This is a genomic window from Bradyrhizobium cajani (genome assembly GCF_009759665.1).
Classification (GTDB): domain Bacteria; phylum Pseudomonadota; class Alphaproteobacteria; order Rhizobiales; family Xanthobacteraceae; genus Bradyrhizobium; species Bradyrhizobium cajani.
Window position 1 is genome coordinate 1 of the sequence record NZ_WQNE01000035.1, and the last position, 19,462, is coordinate 19,462.

Consider the following 19,462-nt stretch of genomic DNA (forward strand, 5'->3'; position numbering starts at 1 on the left):
CGCCACGCCCGGCCGCGCCATCCCACGGCGCCACCCGGTTCTCGTCCGTGTTCGGGACAAGGAGACGCTGAGATGACCAGGCATCGCGGACGCGGCATGGCGTCGATCAACTATCCCATCGGCATGAACCTCGGCGGCGATCCGAGCCAGGCGCTGGTTCACTCCAATCCCAGCGGGAAGTTCACGGTGGCGCTGTCATCGATCGATCTCGGCCAGGGCATGAAATCGGTGACGCGGCAGATCTGCGCCGAGACGCTCGGTGTGCCGGTCGAGGATGTCTATGTCGACACGGCGGATTCCGATACCGGCCCGCACTGCATGGGCTCGTTCGCTTCGCGCGGCACACATCGCGTCGGCAACGCGGTCATGGCCGCCGCGCGGGAAGCGCGCGGCGTGATGATGGAGGCCGCTGCCGAGGAGCTGGAGGTCAACGCCGCCGATCTCGATACTGACGGGCGCGGCAACATCCATGTCAAGGGCGCGCCGCATCGCTCGATCTCGACCAAGGATGTCGCGATCGCCGCGCAGTTCAAGCAAGGCAAGACCATCTCCGGCCGCGGCATCTTCCTGGTCCCGCTCTCCGACGTCGATCCTGAGACCGGCGAGATGTCGCCGGCAACCTGTTACGCGCATGCCTGCCTCGTGGCCGAGGTCGAGGTTGACGACGAGACCGGCGAGGTCGCGATGGTCCGGATGGACTCCGCCTATGAGCTCGGCCGCGCGCTCAACCCGCGGCTCGTCGAGCAGCAGCTGGTCGGCGGCGCCTGGATGGGCGTCAGCCACGCGCTCTACGAGACGCCGGAGCCCTATTACCCCGACCCCAGCCACGGGCCCCGCGACTTCGTCGAATATCTCATGCCCGGCCCCGGCGACATCTGTCCGCACGATATCGCGGTGCTGGAACGTCCGGCACCCGATGGACCCTTCGGGGCCAAGGGCCCCGGCGAGATGTGCGCCAACCCGGTGCTGCCGGCCGTCGCCAATGCGATCTTCAACGCGGTCGGCGTCCGCATCGACGAGCTGCCGATCACCCCCGAAAAGGTGCTGCGCGCGATCAAGGCCCAGGGCGGCGCACGGCCGCAGGCGCGGCGCTAGAGGATCGACCGTGGCGGTTCGCGGCAACATCGTCGGCATCGACAGCCCCGAGGCGCTGGAGAAGGCGCTGCGCGCGGCCTATTACCTCGCCGACGAGGGCCTTGCGACCGCAGCCTATCTCGGCCTGGCACTCGGCAAGCCGCTGCTGCTGGAAGGAGCGCCGGGCGTCGGCAAGACGGAGGCCGCGAAGGCGACCGCCGCCGTGCTCGGCCGCCGGCTCATTCGCCTGCAATGCTACGAGGGCATCGACGCATCCGCCGCGCTCTACGAGTGGAACTACCCGCGCCAGATGCTCGCGATCCGCCAGGCCGGCGACGAGAGCATCGACATCTATGGCGAGACGTTCCTGATCGAGCGGCCCATGCTGGCAGCGCTCCGCGCGCCCGACTCCACCGTGCTGCTGATCGACGAAATCGACCGCGCCGACCAGGAGTTCGAAGCCTTCCTGCTCGAATTCCTCTCCGACTTCCAGATCTCCATTCCCGAGCGCGGCACGGTTCGCGCGGCGGAACGCCCCGTGGTCGTGCTGACATCGAACCGGACGCGCGACCTGCACGAAGCCTTGCGCCGCCGCTGTGTCTATCACTGGATCGACTATCCCACGGCCGAGCGTGAGGCGCGGATCATCATGATGCGGGCGTCCAGCGTTGCGGAGGCTACGGCGCGCGCCGTCGTCGCAGCCGTCGAGAAATTGCGCCGCGAACCGTTGAGCAAGGCGCCTGGGATTGCCGAGGCCGTTGACTGGGCCGAGGCAGCGACGCTGCTGCACAAGGGCGGCGCGCGCTGGCCGGACGCGTTCAAGCGCTCGATCGGCGTGGCGCTGAAGGACGAGGAGGACCTGCATTTCATCTCGCCGCGGCTCGACGCGCTGCTTGCGGAGGCGACCGCATGAGCACCGAGCCGCAGCTTCCGCGAGCCGCGCGCATCTTCGTCTCCTTCGTCGCACTCATGCGCGCGAATGGATTTTCCGTCGCGCCGGAGCAGACAACTGCGTTCCTCGCCGCGATCGAGCTGCTCGGCCCTCGCAATCTCGACGATATTCGTCAAGCGGCGCTGGCGACGCTCGCGCCGCCGCCGGAGCGGCGCGCGACATTTGACCGGTTGTTCGATCTGCATTTCCGCGGCAGCGAGGCGATCGAGCGCGACGATGACGGCGAGGACGACGAGACCGTTCGGCTCCAGGAGGAGGGTCGCGGCGACGAGGAGCCGCTGTCCTCCGACGAGGCCAGCGAATCGGGCCTCACCGCGACGCGAACCGAGGCCCTGGTCGAGCGCCGCTTCGCAGCCGCCTCCACCACCGACGCGCTGCGCCGTCTGGCGCGCGAGGCGCCACGGCGCCTGCCGAAACGGCGCGGCCACCGCCGCATGCGCGCGCGCCGCGGTCCCTTTGCGGATCTGCGCCGCACCCTGCGCGACAGCATACGCAGCGACGGCGAGATCTTGCGGTTGGGTCACCTGAAGCGGCGGCAGCGCCCGCGAAAGCTGCTGCTGCTGATCGACGTGTCGGGTTCGATGAAGAGCCGGACCGAGGAGAACATGAAGCTCGCGCATGCGCTGGCGCAGGCGGCGCCAAGCGTCGAGGTCTTCACCTTCGGCACGCGGCTGACGCGCGTCACCCGCCCCCTACGGCTGAAACGCCGCGAGCAGGCGCTGAATGCGGCCGCCCACCTCGTCAGCGACTGGGATGGCGGCACGAGGATCGGCGATGCGCTCCAGGCATTCCTCGCGGTGCCGCGGTTCGGCGGCTATGCCCGCGGTGCCGCCGTGGTCATCGTCTCCGACGGGTTAGAGCGCGGCGAACCCGACGCACTTCGCGACGCGGTCGCAAAATTGGCGCGACGGGCCTGGCGCTTGAGCTGGCTGACGCCGCTCGCAACAAGCCCCGCCTTCCGCCCGCAGACGGAAGCGCTCATCGCCATCGCGCGCTTCGTCGATGATCTCGTGGATGGCGGTTCGAGCGCGTCGATCGTGGCGCACATTCTGGCGTTGGGACGAAGGAGAGCGGCGTGACCGATATTGTCGACGGCCATCATCACATCTGGCGGCAGGCCGACCTGCCCTGGCTGATCGGTCCGATGCAGCCCCGGATCTTCGGTCCCTACGAGCCGATCCGGCGCGATTATCCGATCCGGGAATATCTCGACGATCTCAGGGGTACCGGTGTCATCCGCTCGGTCTATGTCCAGACCAACTGGGCCAACGACCGTTTCGAGGACGAGGCCGCCTGGGTGCAGCGGACCGCCGACGAGCACGGCTGGCCGCATGCGATCGTCGCCTATGCCAACTTTGCCGTCGAGGATGTCCGGCCGCAGCTCGATCGTCTCAAGCGCTATCCGCTCGTGTGCGGCGTGCGCATGCAGCTGCATTGGCACGACAACCCGCTCTACCGCTTCGCGGCCCGACCGGATCTCTGCGCCGATCAAGCGATCCGCCGCAACGTCGCGTATCTCGCAGACTATGGCTGGAGCTTCGATTTGCAGGTGTTCACCCCGCAAATGCCGGATGCCGCAGCGCTTGCCGAAGCCTGTCCCAAGGTGACCTTCATCCTTCAGCATGCCGGCATGTTGGAAGACCTCTCGCCGGCAGGCCGCGCCGCCTGGCGCGCCGGGATGGCCCGGCTCGCCGCCTGTCCGAACGTGGTGTCAAAACTCTCCGGGCTCGGCACCTTCATCCATCGCAACGATCCCGCACACATCGCCGCGGTGCTCGCCGACACCGTTGCGATCTTCGGTGCCGAGCGCTGCCTGTTCGGCTCCAATTTCCCGATCGAGAAGTTGTGGACCAGCTATCGCGAGCTCGTCGACGCCCTTCGCGCAGCCGCCGCGCCGCTGACGGCCGAACAGCAGGCTGCGATCTTCAGGGGCACCGCGACACGCGTCTATCGAGTTTGACAGACAGGAAGCAAAACAGGGAGGCCAACGAATGGCGCTGGAGATCAAGATCCTGGACTATGGCGATATCGAGCTGGAATCGAGCTTTCTGGTGCTCGGCCGCGACTGCGGCCGCACCCGCCGCGTCCTCACGCTCGGGTTCCTGATCCTCGGCGGCCCCTACCCGGTCGTGGTCGACACCGGTTACCGCTCCAACCAGATCATGGAGACGCTGGGCATGCGGGGGCTCCAGTACCACGAGAACATGATCGAGAACCAGCTCGCCCGCCACGGCGTGCGCATGGGCGACGTCCGTTTCGTCTGCCACACCCATTTGCACATCGACCACGCCGGCAAGGACGATCTCTTTCCGATGAACACGACCGTTGTGCTCAACCGCAAGGAGCTCGAATATTCCGTCTCCGGCCTGATGCATCCGCAATATCCGGCGCCCGACATCAAGCACCTGATCGACCGCCTGCACACCAAGAGCGCGCTGCGCTTTCTGGATCTCGAGATCACCGGCCCGATCGAGCTGATGCCCGGCGTCTACTGTGATGCCGCCAATGCCCACACCGAAGGTTCGATGAACATCATCGTCCACACCGCCGACGGCATCGCGACGATCTGTGGCGACGTGATCTATGATTTCAACGACCAGATCGTGACGCCCTTCAACGAGATCCACGATTGGGAGCCACGTACGACCGGCAACCACGGCACCAGCAAGCGCGCGGAGAAGGCGGCGATCAAGAAGCTGCTCAGCAATTCGCGCTACCTGCTGCCGGTGCATGACCGCCCCGCCAAGATCGAGGGTGGCCACGTCGTCGGCCGGTTGCACGACCAGGTCCCCGGACCAATCGTGCAGTCCCTGCCCCAGCGCAACTGGTTCCCGGCGTGAGGCCTTTTGTCTGCGCATGAAGGATCGACCGATGACGCACGTCACTCTGCGCTCCGATTTCGAAACCCTGATCGACCCGTATGCGCCCGTCGCGCAGATCGGCACCGGATTCGACTTCACGGAGGGGCCGATCTGGCATCCGGTCGACCACTATCTCCTGTTCTCGGATATGCCCGCCGACGTGCGGCGGCGCTGGGATGCCCGGCGCGGCGTCGTGGAGGTCAAGCGTCCCTCGAACAAGTGCAACGGCATGACCTACGATGCCGAGCTCAATCTGATCGTCTGCGAGCACGCGACGTCGTCACTGATCCGCGAACGTCCGGACGGACGGCGCGAAGTGCTCGCCTCGCATTTCGCCGGCCAGGAGCTCAACAGCCCCAATGACGTCTGCGTTCACTCATCCGGCGCGATCTATTTCTCGGATCCCTGGTATGGCCGTATGCCGGTCTATGGCGTCGAGCGGCCGCGCCAGCTCGGCTTCCAGGGCGTCTATCGCGTCGTGCCCGGCGGCGAACCGAAGCTGGTCGTCGATCGCAACCTGTTCGACCAGCCGAACGGGCTGTGCTTCTCCCCGGACGAGAGGCTGATCTATGTCAACGACACCGTGCAGGCGCTGATCCGCGTCTTCGACGTCGATGCGGATGGATCGTTCGCCAATCCGCGCGTGTTCGCAAGCGGCATCCGCTCCGAGCTCGAGCCAGGTCTGCCCGACGGCATGAAGTGCGACCAGCACGGCAATGTCTGGGTCACCGCGCCCGGCGGCGTCTGGGTCTATTCGCCGCGCGGCGAGCTGCTCGGCAAGGTCCGCGCGCCCGAGCTCGTCGCCAACCTCGCCTGGGGCGGTCCGGACTTCCGCACGCTGTATCTGACCTCGACCCATTCGGTGTACGCAATCCCGACCAAGGTCGGCCCGCGGCATGAGCCCTATATGAGCGGCCGGCGCAGCGGCGGCGCCAGCGCGAGTGCCGCGCCCGCGGCGCCGATCCTCGCCGAAGGCGAGATGCGGCTCGATCCCCGGCGTTGTGCCATGATCATCCAGGACCTCCAGAACGACGTCATCATGGACGGCGGCGCGTTTTCCGATTCCGGCGCGCCGGGTCATGCGAAGCAACAGCATGTCGTCGAGAACGTCCGCCGCCTTGCGGAGACGGCTCGCGCGCGTGGCGTCGCCATCATCCATGTCTGGTTCGTCGTCGAGCCTGGCGCGCCCGGCGTGACGCTGAATGCGCCGTTGTTCGAGGGACTGGTCGACAGCAAGGCGATGGTGCGCGGAAGCTGGGGTGCGGCGCCCGTGTCCGGGCTCGAACCGCGGCCCGGCGATTTCATTGTCGAGAAGATGCGCATGAGCGCCTGGGAGGGCACGCGGCTGGAGACGATCCTGAAGGCGACAGGGCGCGACATGATCATCAATACCGGCGCCTGGACCAACATGTCGGTCGAGCACACCGCGCGAACGGGCGCGGACAAGGGCTACTTCATGATCGTGCCCGAGGATTGCTGCTCGACCATGAACGCCGACTGGCACAACGCCTCGATCAATTTCGCCATGCAAAACGTCGCGGTCGTGACCAGGGCAGACGCCGTTATCAGAGCACTGGGATGACGGACGGTGCCGAAGCTCCTGCATTTGTCCTGCTCGCCGCGTCCCGACTCCTTCTCGAGCGAAGGGGCACGCGCCTTCCTTGACGGCTTCCGCCTCGCGCATCCCGATTGGGACCTCGACGTCATGGACATCTGGCACGAGCGGATGCCGGAGTTCGCCGGCCCCATCGTCGAGGCCAAGTACGCCCGCATGAAGGGACAGCCCTTCAACGATCCGCAGCGCAGCAGCTTTGCCGAGGCCGAACGCATGGCGATTCGCCTCTCGCTCGCCGATCGGGTGTTGATCTCGACGCCGATGTGGAATTTCGGCATTCCCTACAAGCTCAAGCAGTGGCTCGACATCATCGTTCAGCCCGGGCTCACCTTCCGGTTCGACCCGTCGCAGGGATATTTCCCGCTGTTGAACGACCGCCCGACGCTGGTGATCCTCGCCAGCGGCAGCGATTTCATCACCGGGATGAATCGCGGCCGCATCGACATGGCCACGCCCTACCTCCGCGAGATCCTTCGCTTCATCGGTATCAACGACGTCCGGTTCGCACTGATCGGACCCACCACCGGACCGCAGCAAGCCATCGAGGCAGCCCGCGAAAGCGCGCATCGACGCCTCGTCGCACTAGCTGCAAATTTCTGATGTGCTGTTCGCTCGCAAAAGCCGGAATGCGTTGATCCGACGTCGGGACGCGTGACCAGCGGCGTCATCGCTGGGCGCAGCAGTCCACAAGCAGCTCCCAGATGCGCCGAGCTTCGTCCCGCCGGCGGCTTTCCAGCGTCTTCTCCGTGTTCGACTGCGAGGAGGACGCCGTGGCTGCGAGCGGCTCACGCGGCACGATCCATCGCTGCGAGATCGGATCGTACCATTTTCCAATGTTCATTTCGGTCACGGCGATCGACTCCGTAGTTCACCGACGCGAACCGCGCCGGCCGAACCGTCTACGCCTCGCGTCATGTGCCAACCAGAAACCGACGCGAACGTTCCTGGCCGCGGCCTCAGGCCGGCCCCGCCGGATGAAACGTTCGCGGATGTCGCTCGTGCAGCAACCGTGCGAGCTCCTCACGTTCCGTCGCCCGTCCCTTCATGGCCGTCTCGAACAGGGCTTCCTGGATGTCGCGAGGCATGTCGCCCCACACCTCTATCGCTGCTCGTCCGAGCAGGTTGGCAAGGTGTTCAACTCCATCGCTCATTCGGCTCTCCTGATCTGCGCACGACTATGGAACAGCTGCCGCCGGGCTGCGTTCCAGTCGCATCATTGTGAAAGGAGGCGTCATTTACGGGTCTCTTCGCCAAGGACGTCGACAAGGGACGTCAAGCCGATGGTTTCTGCACCCGGCGGCAACAGGAACATAGGCCGATCGGCTGCGTTCGACCAGACGGGGCATCAGTCGCGAGACCACGCAGATGAAGTTCACGGCCGGCGCCGGCATTGCCGGGCAGCCCGGCAGCAAGAGCGGCCCGGCCGCCAAGCGCCCCGAAACTCGCTGATCGAACACGCGCGTGATCCCGTCGATCGAGGAAACTCGATCAGGTCCTCAACACGATCGCTGATATCCGTCGCGGCGAATGCCGACGACAGGCGACCAGGCTGAATGACCTTCATTCATCCAGGAGATCCAGGAATTCCTCGACCCGGCCGAACGGGTCCTCATGCCCCCGGCCGGCGTAGACGACGCGGTCGCCATCGCGTTGCAGCGATCGCGCCCTGGACTTCCGCAGCCGCCCGGGAAGGAATGTCGCGGCGACGGCATCCGGCCCGACATCCAGCCTGACGATGCCTCGCCGCTTGCAATCGATCCTGAGCCTAGCCGCGGCAAAGAAATCGCGCGCCTCCGGTGGCAGCTTGCCGAAACGACGGGACGTCTCCTCCTCCAGATCGTCGAGGTCGTCTTCGCTCCGACACCTGGCGGCGCGACCGTAGATCTCGAGCCGAACGGCTTCCGACTGCACATAACCTTCAGGCAACATGTCGCCGACGGGCAGGTTCAGATCGGGCACCCACAGAATGGAGCCGGTGTCACTGGTTCTCTCGGAAGCCAGCTTCAGCAGATGACTGTAGAGGACCGGACCGAACACCTGCACGTGCCCGGACTGCTGTTCCGAAAACAGATCGCCCGCCCCCCTGAGGTCGAGGTCGCGCTCGCTGATGGCGAAGCCGGCGCCCGGCTTGCTGAACTCCTCGAGGACGGCCAAACGCTTCTCCGATTGCTCCGAGGCCGACTCCGTCAGCAAATATGCAAAGGCGCGCGTTCCGCCGCGTCCGACCCGGCCTCTGAGCTGGTGGAGCTGCGCGAGGCCGAACTTTTCGGGCCAGCACACCACGATGGTGTTCGCGCGCGGAATGTCGAGACCGCTCTCCACGATATTGGTTGCCAGGAGGACGTCCGCTTCGCCATCGACGAAACTCATCATGCGGTCGTCGAGCTCGTCGACGGGCATCTTGCCATGAAGGCAGACGACGCGAAGGTCCGGCGCCACCGCCTGCACGCGCGCCAGCATCGGCTCCAGATCCTGGATGCGCGGGCAGATCAGAAAACTCTGCCCGTGCCGCCGCCGTTCGCGCAGCAGGGCTCCGGCAATGGCCGCATCCGAGAGCTGGGCGATCTTGGTCACGATCGGAAGCCGGTGAACCGGCGGCGTCGCGATCACGCTGAGATCCCGGAAACCCGCAAGACCGGCAGCCAGCGTGCGTGGGATCGGCGTCGCGCTCATCCACAGCGTATGGGCATTCTTTGCCAAGCCCGAGAGTTTCGCCTTCTCCGCCGCTCCGAAATGCTGTTCCTCGTCGATGATGACGAGGCCAAGATCGGCGAATTTCACATCTTTCGCCGAAAGGGCCTGCGTGCCGACCACGACCTTCATCCGGCCGTTTCGCAAGCCGTCTTTCGTCTGTCTCGTCTCAGGCCCCGAGGTGGCTCGCGACAGGCTTCCGACCTCGATTCCGAGGGGGCCGAAGCGCTTGCGGAAGGTTTCGAGATGCTGTCGTGCCAGCACCGTCGTCGGCACCGCGATCGCCACCTGTTTCCCCGATAGCGCCACCGCAGCCGCCGCGCGCAGGGCCACCTCGGTCTTTCCAAATCCGACGTCGCCGCACACCACCCTGTCCATGGGGTGACCCGCCGCGAGATCATCGAGGACGTCCTGAATGGCCTTCGCCTGATCCACCGTCGTGAAATAGGGAAAACGCGCGACGAACCGCTCATAGACCGGCCCCGGCGCGACAAGCTTCGGCGCACGGCGGCGGTGGCGCTGGCTGATGTGCTTGGCGAGCGCCTTGGCGGCGACCTGAATTTCCGCTTCGGCCTCGGTCCGCCGCGCCCACCATGTGCTTCCGTCCGCCTTGTCCCGCGCCAGTTTGCCGGGCTCGGTCGCGTACGGCCAGATCAATGCAAGATCGGCGGGAGGCACGAGAACGGCGTTGTCTTGCGCGAACGCAAGCCTGACCATTTCGCGCCGTGATCCCTTCCCCATATCGAAAGTCTGCAAGCCGTCGAGCAAAGCGAGCCCGCGCTGCAAATGGACCACCGCCGTGCCGCGCTCCGGTACGTCCGGATGATCGAACGCGGCGGTCCAGGTCCGCGCCATCGGCTGCGGATGATGGGCTCTGCTGCCGAGCACGTCGGACGCCGTCACCACGACCAGAGGCTTGCGGCCAGCCCCGACGAAGCCGGCATCGAAGTCGGCCAAGAGCGCCGTCTCGCGATCTCGTCCCTTTATTGCTTCGCTCCAATCGGCACAGCGCTCCGCCTTGATGCCGCTCATCCGCTCCATCGCGCGAACGTCATCCTCGACCGCCGCGACGAACAGCAGCTGCGAACCCGCGTTCTGCATATCGGCAATGAATCCGCGGAGCATCTTTCTTGGGGAGGCGGCTTTCGAGAAATCCGGTGTCGAGGTGAAAGCCGATCTTTGCGGCAGCACGCTCATGCGCTTCTTCAGCCGCTTCCAGTCCGCCCGTCCCAGATATTCGCGCTCCACATCCCTGCGGCCGGCCGCCTCCTCGATCGTCCCCAGCCAGCTATCGGCGTGCGCCGGCACGCCGGCATCCACGATCCACCGCGCGCGAGCGCAATAGTCCGGCAGCGTCGCCCGCTGTCCCCGTTTGCCGCCGAGCGCAATCTGCTCGGACATCGGATCGATCAGCAGTTCCTTGGTCTCGAAGACGACCTCATGCTCGACCGGATCGACGGCGACTATTTTGCGGATGACACCGCCGGAGTGTTCAATCCGGAACGGACCGAGCGCACCGGCGGGAAACACTTCGAACGTCTTGCCGTGGAACAGGACGCCGCCCGGGTACTCCGCCTCTTCGTCGAGATCGTAGCCGAGCGCTTCCAGGCGGCTCTCCAGCTCGGCTTCCGAATAGGCCGCGCCGACCTTCAGGCTGAGGCTGGTCTTCGACCAGCTCGCCGGCAGCGGCAGCCGTTCCATGATCGCCTCTGCGGTCGACACGAGGAAAACAGGCTTTCTTGCCTTGGCAAGGCGCCGCAACACCGAGCTGCGCCTGCCTGCGATCTCGCGCGACGGCTCCAGACCGTCGAATGGCAGATTGTTCAGTCGCGGGAATACCAGCACCTCGACTGAAGAGTCGAGCGCGTGGATCACGCCCCCAAGACGCTCCGCTCTGTTCTCGTCGTCGCAGAGGAAGACGAGGCCATCGCGGCCGGACTTCTCCCATTGCTCCAGAAGGTGGGGCGCCAGCATGCCGAGAGGCGATGAGGACGAGATGACGGAACGCGACGAGCTCCTGGTCTTTGCGCTCTTGGGTCTTGAGCTCCTGGTTCTTGAGCTCCTGGTTCTTGAGCTCGTGGGCTTTGAGCCCTTGCTCTTTGTCTTTATCGCGGAGCTCGCGACCCGGGCTTTCCTGGTGGGCGCCAATGTGTATCCAACTTTGTTTCGCGAATGGAGGCGAGCGACGACGAGCCCTCCCGTCGAGCTCCGTCGATCACGCACGTCGGGCCTGAGCGCCCAGAGACGTCATTACAATTTCGCGATGGCGTTGAAAAGCGAAAGACACGAGCCCGGCCAACCGGCTTGAGCGCGATCGAAGGGCTATTGCAGGACCTTCGGCAGCACCACGACCACGTCGACGCTCTGCCCGAGGACTTGCGTTGCAACCACTGCGAGCTGATGCGAGAACGCGTCCTCGATCTCGGCCGCGCAGTCCTCGTCCCTGGCAATGGCAAACAGCAAATTGCCATCGACTTCGTCGAACCGGATACCGGCGAAGATGCGGTCGAACGTCTCGGCGCCCGCGATGAACGCGATTCGCGCCTGGATGGCCTGATCTTCGACGAGTGACAGCTTCATCATAACGGGAACATGGGGATGCACCTCCCAAATGCAAGGGCATTGGCCGCGTTGGCGCTTGCCGCCGGCCGAACTATATTGATGGCGTATTCCCGCCCCATGGCTGCCCGCATTGAGGAAATTCTTGATTCTCTTCCTGCTGCTGATCTTCGTGCCGATCGGCTTGTCGGCCGGTCGATATTATTTGTTCGGCGACGGCCGCGGCAATTGGCAGACCGCGGATCGCTCGAGCGCGGGGCTGCTGCCGCCGGCATCCCTCAATCCGGAGGCGGTGGTCCGCGTCTTCGCCGCGCGCACCGTGCGCTGGCGCAGCATTTTCGCGGTCCACACCTGGATCGTCGTCAAGGAGAAGGGCGCCACCAGCTACAGCCGCTACGACTACACGGCGTGGGGTGACCCGATCCGCAGCAACGGATTTACACCCGACGGCCGCTGGTTCGGCGCCATGCCGGAGACCGTGGTGGCGGTCGACGGCGCGCGGGCTGAAGCGCTGATCCCGAAAATGCGTTATGTCATCGAGAACTACAGGTTCCGCGCCTACGGCGAGTACAGCGCCTGGCCGGGACCGAACTCCAACACCTTCGTGCAGGCGGCGCTGGACGCCGTTCCCGAGCTTCGTGCGGTCCTTCCACCGACGGCGATCGGCAAGGACTATCCTTACAACGGAAGATGGGCGGGCCTTACTGCGTCCGGCACCGGCATTTATGCCTCACTCTCGGGCTACCTTGGCATGACGATCGGCTGGGTCGAAGGTATCGAAATCAATTTCTTCGGAGCGGTGCTTGGCCTCGACATTCGACGACCGGCGCTCAAGCTTCCCGGCATAGGCCGCCTGGGCCTCGCTGCCGCCGCATAGCTGGACATTTCACGCCTCGAGATCGCGGCGCCCGCGTCATGCAGCGCGCGGCGTTCAGCCCTTCCGGTGGCGCTTCAATGCGGCGACGGGATCAGAGCCCGCAGGATGCCCGGTTTCCAGGCCTGACGCGCGCTGTCGAAGGCAGCGAAATCATGATCGAACTGCCAATAGGCCCATGACCAGCCAAGCCTGTCGGCGCTTCTCGCCATGAAGGAGAGGTATCGCAGGCGACTATCCGACGGGGCACGCTCGTACACACCGAACTCCCCGAGATAGATGGGACGCTTCTCCCTCTGCGCCCAGAGACTCATTTTCCTGAAATCGGCCGCGGCCCTTGCTTCGTCGTCCGGCGTGCCCCAATCCAGGGGGCCGATCTTCGAGAAAGTCTGAGACCACGGTGCACCCTGGTGCGTGAACCGTATCGGCGCGTAATAGTGAAACGTGACAATGAGCTTCCTGTCCTCGGCCGGCAGAGCCAGCTCGTCGACAGGGATGTCATCCGTGTTGAGAACCGCGGCAATGATCGGCCGCTCGGGATTGGTGCGGCGGATGATGCCGAGACATTCATTGAGCAGCGAATTCCAGCTGGCGGACGTCATTTGCCCGCCGGGCTCATTCAGGACCTCGAAGACAAGCACGGGATATTTCCCGGCATAGCGCTCGGATATCTGCCTCCAGAACGCCCTGAGCTTCTCGCCGCATCCGGCAACGTCGCTTTGGCAAATGTGGGTATCGTGCTCGTCGAGGACGGGAATGAGGTTCCTGGCGAGAACTTCCTCGATGACGGCGTCAAGCCGCCTCAGGACGATCTCGTCCAGGACATTGCCCGAGCCCATGAACTTGAAACCGAAGAAATTGATCCTGACATGCGAGAACCCGGCCTTCCTGATTGCCGTCAAATTGTCCAGGCGGAACGGAGCGTTCTGTCCGCCCTCCCAGATCCCATCGTAACCAAGAATATTGATGCCGCGCCCTAATCTCGGCAAGTCGCGGGCCTGCTCGGCCCCGTGGACGTGAGAGAACAGCGACGCAACGCAAACCACCGTTGCTGCGAGAATGACGCTCCCGGGCCATCGAGCACGCATGACGGTCATCTGGCGTCCATTTGCAAAGACTTGAAACCTGCCTGCGGCACCGGCCTGCACGCTGCGAAGAAGAATGCAACCAGCAGCACTGATGTGAACATGGTCGAACGAAGAAATGTCGTCTCCGTGAAATTGGTCTGGAAGCTGAGGACGACGAATCCGATGATCAGGGCGCAGTGCGATCGATCGATCGATCGGGCCGAAATCAGATGGAGAATCTTGTTCGAGAACAGAAAGACGCTGGTGGCGAAAAGCACGTATCCCAAGAGCCCCGTTTCCATCAGGATCGCGATGTAGCCGCTGTGATAATTGTCGAGCACCCAGGTGTGGTTCTGTTCGAAGTAATCGTAGATCGACGGGATCGTCCAGAACCCGTTGATGCCGAAGCCGAGCAGCGGCACGTCGTCGAAATGGCTTATCGCGTATTGCCAGATGAAGGTCCGCTCGGTGAAATCGATGGTCGCATCGCCGATATGGATCGCGTCATGTCCGGTCACATAGAAATAGAGGATCAGGAAGACGGCCAGGATGCACATGACGAATGGCAGGACCGCATAGATCCTCATGCAGCGGACCGACCACATCGAGGTCACGAGCAGCGCACAGGCAGCCAGGGCAACAGCGCCGGCGCCTCTCGATTCCGAGGCGAGGACACACGTTGACGCCAGGAGGAACGTCACGAGGAAGCCCGGCCAGCCCTGCCCTGTCATCTTCCGGTAGCAGGCAAAGAACATCAGGTAGGCCCCGACGAACCCAAGCGTTTGCTTCGATTCATAGACGCCTTGCCACTGACCATTATGCATCCAGCTGTGGTCTATCCCGATATCAGGTACGGCGACTGCGCAGACGGCGGATGCGGCTACCAGGATGAAGAGCCCAAGGGCCGTGGCTCTCACCACCTCGTCCATATCGACACGCGTGATGAGGCAGAACGCACCGAATGTCGTCATCGCAAGCGCCGCGCTCTTCATGATCGCTGCGGCGCTCAGGCTGGTCCAGAACACGGAGACGACGGCGAACGTATAGAATGCGACCAGTACGATCAAATCGGGATTGAATTGCAACCGCAGGCGCGGACGCACGAATGCGCTCGCATAGATGAGGACGCCCCACATCAGGAGAGTCACGGCCTGTTGCAGATAGGTCAGCTCTGCCGGCAACAGCGCGGTGTTGAGGGTGCCCATCGAAGCAACCACATTGATGGTGACCGAGCAGCTGATTGCGACCCTGGCAATCTTCTCGACGCCAACGCTGCGCGTCTTCCAGATCGCGCTCTCGAGTGCCCCGGAATCCACCTGAGTCTGTAGGCTGGCCATGAAACGACCTTCCTTAAGCACGGTTAATTATTTGCTAGCGCGGGACGATCTCCGCCGCTCACGCCCACGCGGATCGTTAAGAATTCGGTAACGGCAGGGGTCCGGACCCGCGCATTAATGCAATTCGCACCCTGTCGGTGTCTCGACCGTCACGACCCTGCTATAAGACCGCAGTTCCGGCTCGATCGACCTTTCTTAAGTTATCTGGTTTCCCTGGTCACGCATGAATAAGCCTAGCAACACGTTCGACGTCGTTCTTGAGCAGGCGTTCGATTTTCTGTCTCCGGAATACGCGGCGCTGTTCGACAATTCGGCCGCCACCGCGTTTCAGCATCCGCTCTGGTTGCATTGCCTCTACACCAGGCTCGCGTCTCATGCAGGGGCGACCCCTCTTGTCGTCGTGGTCCGACAGCGTGCGACGGGCACCCTTGCGATGGTGCTGCCTCTGCTCCGGGTCCGGCGCGGTCCGATCCGGACCATCGAATTCGCCGACCTGCGCGTGTCCGACTATCTGGCGCCGGTTTGCAGCCCGGAGGTGTTTTCGCAACTGCTGGCGGACGGAAGTGCATGCGCTGAGATCCGGCGCCTCGTCCGTCCTTTCGATCTGCTCCGGATGACCAAGCTGCCCGACGGGCGGCTTCCGATCGAGAACCTCCTGGCCGCGCCCCGCCGCGTATCGATGGACACGAATGCCTACGCGACCGTTCTCGTCGCGCCGTTCGATCAATGGCGCGCCAGCGCGATGGACCGATCCTATCAGAAAGAGCTCGCGAAGAAGTATCGTCAGCTCCAGAAGAAGGGCGCGCTGAGCTTTTCATGCTGCAACGACAGCAGTACCATCCTCGATGCGCTGGACGTGATGAGGAAATTTCGCGGGCCCCGGTTTCAGTCACAGGGCGACGGTGACCTGCTCCAGCGCCCCGAATATTACGACTTCTATTCCGACGTGGCGCTCCGTGGCCTCGGTTCCTTCGTGCGGCTCTATGCCATGAAGATGGACGGCGAGGTGATCGCGGCCGTGCTCGGATTGTGCCATCACGGCAGCTTCCTCGTCATCATGAGCGCCTTCGACATTGCCGGATACAAGAGCCAGTCCCTCGGCGCGCTGATGTTCGAGCAGGTGGCGAGGGATTGCATCGAGCGCGGCGATCAGATGCTCGATTTCACCATCGGTGACGAGCCCTACAAGAAGCTGTTCGGCGGGCAGCCGTCGCCGATGTGGGCGGTCACGCAGGCCGGCAGCACGGTGGGCGCCGCCACCCTGTTCGCCCTGAAGCAAGCTCCCTGGCTCAAACTCGCCGCCAAGCGAATGTCGGAGTTCAGGCTCTTGCCGACCCGCACCTCAACTCCCACGCGCTGACCGGCGCGTCGCGTCAGCCGGTCTGGCGCTCAGGCGCGCAGCGCAGTCCGGACGTGCGCGAGCCAGCCGGGGCGCATCTGATCGACCCGGTGGGTGATACTACGCCGCAGGAAATGCAGCCGTCGGCGCACGTCCCAACGGATATCGTCGCGGGACGTCAGGGCCTGACGGAAGCGCGCCATCTTCAATGAATGCTGATCGGACGCGACCTTGTCGCGATCGGCATAGAATTCCGAAATCTTTTCCCTACCCATGCCCTCGGTCATGAGCCATCGCGGCGCATATTCGGTGCAAAGGCGCTCGACGTCTGTCAACAGGCGGGCAACGCCGGTGCCGGCAGCAGGACAATTGGTCTGGAACGCATCACCGATGAGCACGACACCCGCCTGAAGGTGGCCCTCGACGACGGAGAGGTCCATCACCCAATTCTGGATCCGGTCTGTCACACGGAAATCGCCGAGATAGGGCTGCAAGCCCGGCAGCAACCGCAGGACCGTCGCTTCCGTCTCGCGACGTAGATCGCGCATGACCGGATCGGTCGGATCGCGGAACATGAAGAGATTTGCCCGCATGCCGCCAGGCACGGGAAACAGGCTGAGATAGTCGATGCCGTCCGCGGTGCGCTCGCCGTAACAGGTCAGGGCCTCGAAATCGAACGGTGCACCATCACGGCGGGCGATCGTGAAGCCGAACGAGACCGAGTGACGCTCCGCCAGCACGCGCCGCCTGATTCCCAGCTTGTATCCGAGAGCTCCCGCCATGCCCGTGGCCAGAACGACCAGCCGCGCGTTTACACGCCGGCCGGAGGCGAGTTCGAGATGCTGGACATCATCGCTGGAGCGGACTGCGGTGACCTCGTCGACGATCAGACTGCATGGATCGGGCATCTGACGGCGCGCCATAGCAACGAGATCGGCATAGGGAAGCCCGTAGGCCCGGCCAACGCTGACATCGACCACCTTGCCTTCCCGGATATTGAGCACACGGTCGTACGGACAACCGACGCTCTCGAGGCCGCCGATGAAGCCCAGCCTGCGTAAGATCTCGAGCTGATGACCGCCAATCTTCTCGACCCGGAACTCGTCCGGATAGATTGCGCGCTTGTCGATCAGGGCGACGCGATGTCCTGCCCGCGCAAGGACAGCCGCCGCGAGCGATCCCGCAAGCCCGCCGCCGACGACCGCGATGTCCGCAACGATCGTTGCGGTCTCGGTCGCGGCGATCGTCTCGGTCACGGTTCTATCGGCCGTCATGGTTCAGGCTCCAAGGTTAACGGTGGTTCCATGTGCAATTATCTCGCCTGATGTCGCATCGCCGGACCAAACGCGATCTTTTCCAATGATCGAGGTTAATGAATCGAAGTGCTGATCCGCTGGATGTCGTCCCGGCACGCGCCTTGCTCTGGATGCCGTGCAAAATCCCGGCCTCTGACCGTTCGGCGGCTTTTCACGGCGCGTCATCCTGCATCGAAGCCGCTGATCTCGTCTTCAGCGGCCGGCGATGCGGCGCTGTGCCGCCATACGGTCAAGCTGGGCCTTGCTCGATCCGGGACAATCGGGGCGGCGATGTTTCACAGTGAAGCAACCGGCTTACCCGCGACATCGTCGCGGTCGGCGAAATCCCCGGGCCTCCTATTAACACTCGCGGTTTTTCGGCATGCTAGGCTGTCACCGCTATCGCAACGCGTATTCCTGGGGGACGCCCCGTATCTTCGATGATCGAATCCATTGCTCAGTTCATGCGGCGCGACGTGACGCGCGGGGTCGTCGGGACCATCCTGCTCAAGGTTGGTAGCGGCGCGCTCGCGTTCGCATTGTTCTCGCTGGCGGCACGAACGATGTCGCCCGATGGATTCGGCATCTTTGCGACCTGGCTTTCGGTCGCCCAGATCGCATCGGTCGTGGGACTGGTCGGCCAGGAATCGCTTCTGGTGCGATTCCTGAACGAATATCAGGTTGACGATAAGCCCGATCTGACGAAAGGCGTGCTGCTATCAAGCCTGAAGATCTCGGGGCTCGCCATGCTGATCGCAATCGTCGCGATCGCGTTGATCGCGAACGTGCGGGGCGACTGGTGGCTGCTGATCCTCGCAGTGTCGGCCTACACCGCCGTGAATGCAGGGCTTATGCTCGGCAGCCAGGTCGCCCGCTCGCTGGTCAGCATTCTCATGGGAGAGGGAAACCGGGAGTTCTTCTGGCGGGTGATCGTCGTTCTGTTTCTGCTCGCCATGTTGCTCGGTCATCGCCAGCTCGATCCGGCCGAATTGATCGCGGTGATGACAATTGCGATGTCGGTTGGCCTCGTTGCGCAAATCATCGCGATTGCGCGAGCGCTGCCGGATTTCCGCGGCACGGCGGCGCGTTCCGAGACGTCGCGCTGGAGATCGAGCGCGCTTCATTTCTGGGTCGCGTCGATCCTCGAAGCTGCAAACCAGTATTTCGACGTCATTCTGGTCTACTGGATGCTGGATCCGACGACCGCCGGAATCTATTTTGCCGCCTCGCGCCTGGCCAACGTCTTCGCCATGGTGTCGGCCGCACTGTACAGTTTCGGCGCGCGCCGGCTTCCCTCGCTGTACTTCAGCAAGAACCACCGGGAATTCGAGCGGACGTTGCAGCTGATGGCGGAAGTGACTGCGCTTTGCGTGGTCAGCGGGCTCTTCCTGATCTGGATTGGCGGCCCTTACCTTCTCAACCTGTTCGGTCCCCATTTCGCCGCGCAGCACTGGGTGCTGATTGTGCTCGCGATCGGAACGGCATTCCAGGCGGCGGGCGGTCCATCCGCGGCGATCTTGCAGTTGACCGGCCATGAACGCAATTACGTCCCCGTCGTTGCTGCGAACGTGGCGCTGCGGCTGATCGGATTTCTCGTCCTGATTCCCTGGCTCGGCGTGCTCGGCGCGGCAATCTCCGCCACCGTGTCGCTGGCGCTCGCGACGATCGCTCTCAACGTCCTCTGTCGCCGGCGAACCGGAGTCGATCCATCAATTCTCGCGCTGTTGCGCTTCGCTGGATCGAAACGCGGCACCTACGCCGTCCGTGGCGCCGACGCGAGCGAATAGGCGCCAATTCA

At 64.0% G+C, this 19,462-nt stretch carries 18 protein-coding genes; 11 read left to right on the forward strand and 7 right to left on the reverse strand.

Translation table 11 applies throughout. The annotated features are described in order from the left end of the window. Window positions 1-72: 72 nt before the first annotated feature. Genes GPL20_RS31140 through GPL20_RS31170 form a run of 7 tightly spaced genes read left to right on the forward strand, consistent with a single transcriptional unit; the run spans window position 73 to window position 7,102 of the window. Window positions 73-1,095, forward strand: a complete 1,023-nt coding sequence (locus GPL20_RS31140) for a xanthine dehydrogenase family protein molybdopterin-binding subunit (RefSeq protein ID WP_157334978.1) — start codon at window positions 73-75, stop codon at window positions 1,093-1,095. 10 nt (window positions 1,096-1,105) lie between these two features. Continuing rightward, the gene (locus tag GPL20_RS31145) at window positions 1,106-1,987 is read left to right on the forward strand and encodes an AAA family ATPase (RefSeq protein WP_254125323.1); all 882 of its coding nucleotides are present in this window, start codon (window positions 1,106-1,108) and stop codon (window positions 1,985-1,987) included. Next, window positions 1,984-3,105: a vWA domain-containing protein gene (locus GPL20_RS31150; protein ID WP_157334979.1), complete on the forward strand. Its 1,122-nt coding sequence runs from the start codon at window positions 1,984-1,986 to the stop codon at window positions 3,103-3,105. Before GPL20_RS31145 ends, GPL20_RS31150 begins: the two co-directional genes overlap by 4 nt. Further along, window positions 3,102-3,986, forward strand: coding sequence for an amidohydrolase family protein (locus GPL20_RS31155; protein ID WP_254125324.1), 885 nt, complete (start codon window positions 3,102-3,104; stop codon window positions 3,984-3,986). The genes GPL20_RS31150 and GPL20_RS31155 overlap by 4 nt, the downstream gene beginning before the upstream one ends. A 31-nt stretch (window positions 3,987-4,017) precedes the next feature. After that, a complete protein-coding gene (locus tag GPL20_RS31160; RefSeq protein WP_157334981.1) occupies window positions 4,018-4,866 on the forward strand; it encodes an MBL fold metallo-hydrolase in 849 nt (282 codons plus the stop codon). 31 nt (window positions 4,867-4,897) lie between these two features. Continuing rightward, window positions 4,898-6,469, forward strand: a complete 1,572-nt coding sequence (locus GPL20_RS31165) for an isochorismatase family protein (RefSeq protein ID WP_157334983.1) — start codon at window positions 4,898-4,900, stop codon at window positions 6,467-6,469. A gap of 6 nt (window positions 6,470-6,475) precedes the next feature. Then, window positions 6,476-7,102: an FMN-dependent NADH-azoreductase gene (locus GPL20_RS31170; RefSeq protein ID WP_254125325.1), complete on the forward strand. Its 627-nt coding sequence runs from the start codon at window positions 6,476-6,478 to the stop codon at window positions 7,100-7,102. A gap of 64 nt (window positions 7,103-7,166) precedes the next feature. Here GPL20_RS31170 and GPL20_RS31175 read toward each other — a convergent pair whose 3' ends face one another. The 3 genes from GPL20_RS31175 to GPL20_RS31185 all read right to left on the reverse strand — a co-directional run bounded on the left by GPL20_RS31175 (window position 7,167) and on the right by GPL20_RS31185 (window position 11,167). Beyond that, window positions 7,167-7,352 (reverse strand): hypothetical protein, encoded by a 186-nt coding sequence (locus GPL20_RS31175; protein WP_157334985.1) that lies wholly within the window; start codon window positions 7,350-7,352, stop codon window positions 7,167-7,169. Window positions 7,353-7,458: 106 nt separating this feature from the next. Beyond that, on the reverse strand, window positions 7,459-7,653 hold the full coding sequence (locus tag GPL20_RS31180) for a hypothetical protein (RefSeq protein ID WP_157334987.1): 195 nt from the start codon (window positions 7,651-7,653) through the stop codon (window positions 7,459-7,461). 409 nt (window positions 7,654-8,062) lie between these two features. Continuing rightward, the gene (locus GPL20_RS31185; protein ID WP_157334997.1) at window positions 8,063-11,167 is read right to left on the reverse strand and encodes a DEAD/DEAH box helicase; all 3,105 of its coding nucleotides are present in this window, start codon (window positions 11,165-11,167) and stop codon (window positions 8,063-8,065) included. Window positions 11,168-11,189: 22 nt separating this feature from the next. Between GPL20_RS31185 and GPL20_RS39215 the strand changes: the two genes are divergently transcribed. Then, window positions 11,190-11,501 (forward strand): hypothetical protein, encoded by a 312-nt coding sequence (locus GPL20_RS39215; protein WP_205751217.1) that lies wholly within the window; start codon window positions 11,190-11,192, stop codon window positions 11,499-11,501. A 14-nt stretch (window positions 11,502-11,515) separates the two neighbouring features. Here GPL20_RS39215 and GPL20_RS31195 read toward each other — a convergent pair whose 3' ends face one another. Continuing rightward, window positions 11,516-11,776 carry a hypothetical protein gene (locus GPL20_RS31195; protein ID WP_157334999.1) on the reverse strand — a complete coding sequence of 87 codons (261 nt, stop codon included), beginning with the start codon at window positions 11,774-11,776 and terminating at the stop codon, window positions 11,516-11,518. 121 nt (window positions 11,777-11,897) lie between these two features. On the opposite strand from GPL20_RS31195, the gene GPL20_RS31200 reads away from it, so the two are divergent. Then, entirely contained in the window at window positions 11,898-12,629 is a 732-nt protein-coding gene (locus GPL20_RS31200) for a DUF3750 domain-containing protein (RefSeq protein WP_157335001.1), read from the forward strand. A gap of 74 nt (window positions 12,630-12,703) precedes the next feature. On the opposite strand, the gene GPL20_RS31205 is transcribed toward GPL20_RS31200, so the two are convergent. Then, window positions 12,704-13,723, reverse strand: a complete 1,020-nt coding sequence (locus GPL20_RS31205) for a glycoside hydrolase family 5 protein (protein WP_157335112.1) — start codon at window positions 13,721-13,723, stop codon at window positions 12,704-12,706. Then, the gene (locus GPL20_RS31210; RefSeq protein WP_157335003.1) at window positions 13,720-15,030 is read right to left on the reverse strand and encodes an O-antigen ligase family protein; all 1,311 of its coding nucleotides are present in this window, start codon (window positions 15,028-15,030) and stop codon (window positions 13,720-13,722) included. The genes GPL20_RS31205 and GPL20_RS31210 overlap by 4 nt, the downstream gene beginning before the upstream one ends. A 223-nt stretch (window positions 15,031-15,253) precedes the next feature. Between GPL20_RS31210 and GPL20_RS31215 the strand changes: the two genes are divergently transcribed. Then, window positions 15,254-16,390 (forward strand): GNAT family N-acetyltransferase, encoded by a 1,137-nt coding sequence (locus GPL20_RS31215; protein ID WP_157335005.1) that lies wholly within the window; start codon window positions 15,254-15,256, stop codon window positions 16,388-16,390. Window positions 16,391-16,419: 29 nt separating this feature from the next. On the opposite strand, the gene GPL20_RS31220 is transcribed toward GPL20_RS31215, so the two are convergent. Further along, the gene (locus GPL20_RS31220) at window positions 16,420-17,643 is read right to left on the reverse strand and encodes an FAD-dependent oxidoreductase (RefSeq protein ID WP_157335007.1); all 1,224 of its coding nucleotides are present in this window, start codon (window positions 17,641-17,643) and stop codon (window positions 16,420-16,422) included. Between the two features lie 461 nt (window positions 17,644-18,104). On the opposite strand from GPL20_RS31220, the gene GPL20_RS31225 reads away from it, so the two are divergent. Beyond that, entirely contained in the window at window positions 18,105-19,451 is a 1,347-nt protein-coding gene (locus GPL20_RS31225; protein WP_157335009.1) for a lipopolysaccharide biosynthesis protein, read from the forward strand. The last annotated feature ends 11 nt before the right edge of the window (window positions 19,452-19,462 follow it).

Excerpts from the sequence above, each read along its gene's own strand:
- GPL20_RS31140 (WP_157334978.1), top strand. The coding sequence starts at position 73 with ATGACCAGGCATCGCGGACGCGGCATGGCGTCGATCAACTATCCCATC.
- GPL20_RS31215 (WP_157335005.1), top strand. The coding sequence starts at position 15,254 with ATGAATAAGCCTAGCAACACGTTCGACGTCGTTCTTGAGCAGGCGTTC.
- GPL20_RS31150 (WP_157334979.1), top strand. The coding sequence starts at position 1,984 with ATGAGCACCGAGCCGCAGCTTCCGCGAGCCGCGCGCATCTTCGTCTCC.
- GPL20_RS31220 (WP_157335007.1), bottom strand. The coding sequence starts at position 17,643 with ATGACGGCCGATAGAACCGTGACCGAGACGATCGCCGCGACCGAGACC.
- GPL20_RS39215 (WP_205751217.1), top strand. The coding sequence starts at position 11,190 with ATGACGGAACGCGACGAGCTCCTGGTCTTTGCGCTCTTGGGTCTTGAG.
- GPL20_RS31160 (WP_157334981.1), top strand. The coding sequence starts at position 4,018 with ATGGCGCTGGAGATCAAGATCCTGGACTATGGCGATATCGAGCTGGAA.
- GPL20_RS31225 (WP_157335009.1), top strand. The coding sequence starts at position 18,105 with ATGATCGAATCCATTGCTCAGTTCATGCGGCGCGACGTGACGCGCGGG.
- GPL20_RS31195 (WP_157334999.1), bottom strand. The coding sequence starts at position 11,776 with ATGATGAAGCTGTCACTCGTCGAAGATCAGGCCATCCAGGCGCGAATC.
- GPL20_RS31185 (WP_157334997.1), bottom strand. The coding sequence starts at position 11,167 with ATGCTGGCGCCCCACCTTCTGGAGCAATGGGAGAAGTCCGGCCGCGAT.
- GPL20_RS31180 (WP_157334987.1), bottom strand. The coding sequence starts at position 7,653 with ATGAGCGATGGAGTTGAACACCTTGCCAACCTGCTCGGACGAGCAGCG.
- GPL20_RS31205 (WP_157335112.1), bottom strand. The coding sequence starts at position 13,723 with ATGACCGTCATGCGTGCTCGATGGCCCGGGAGCGTCATTCTCGCAGCA.
- GPL20_RS31210 (WP_157335003.1), bottom strand. The coding sequence starts at position 15,030 with ATGGCCAGCCTACAGACTCAGGTGGATTCCGGGGCACTCGAGAGCGCG.
- GPL20_RS31165 (WP_157334983.1), top strand. The coding sequence starts at position 4,898 with ATGACGCACGTCACTCTGCGCTCCGATTTCGAAACCCTGATCGACCCG.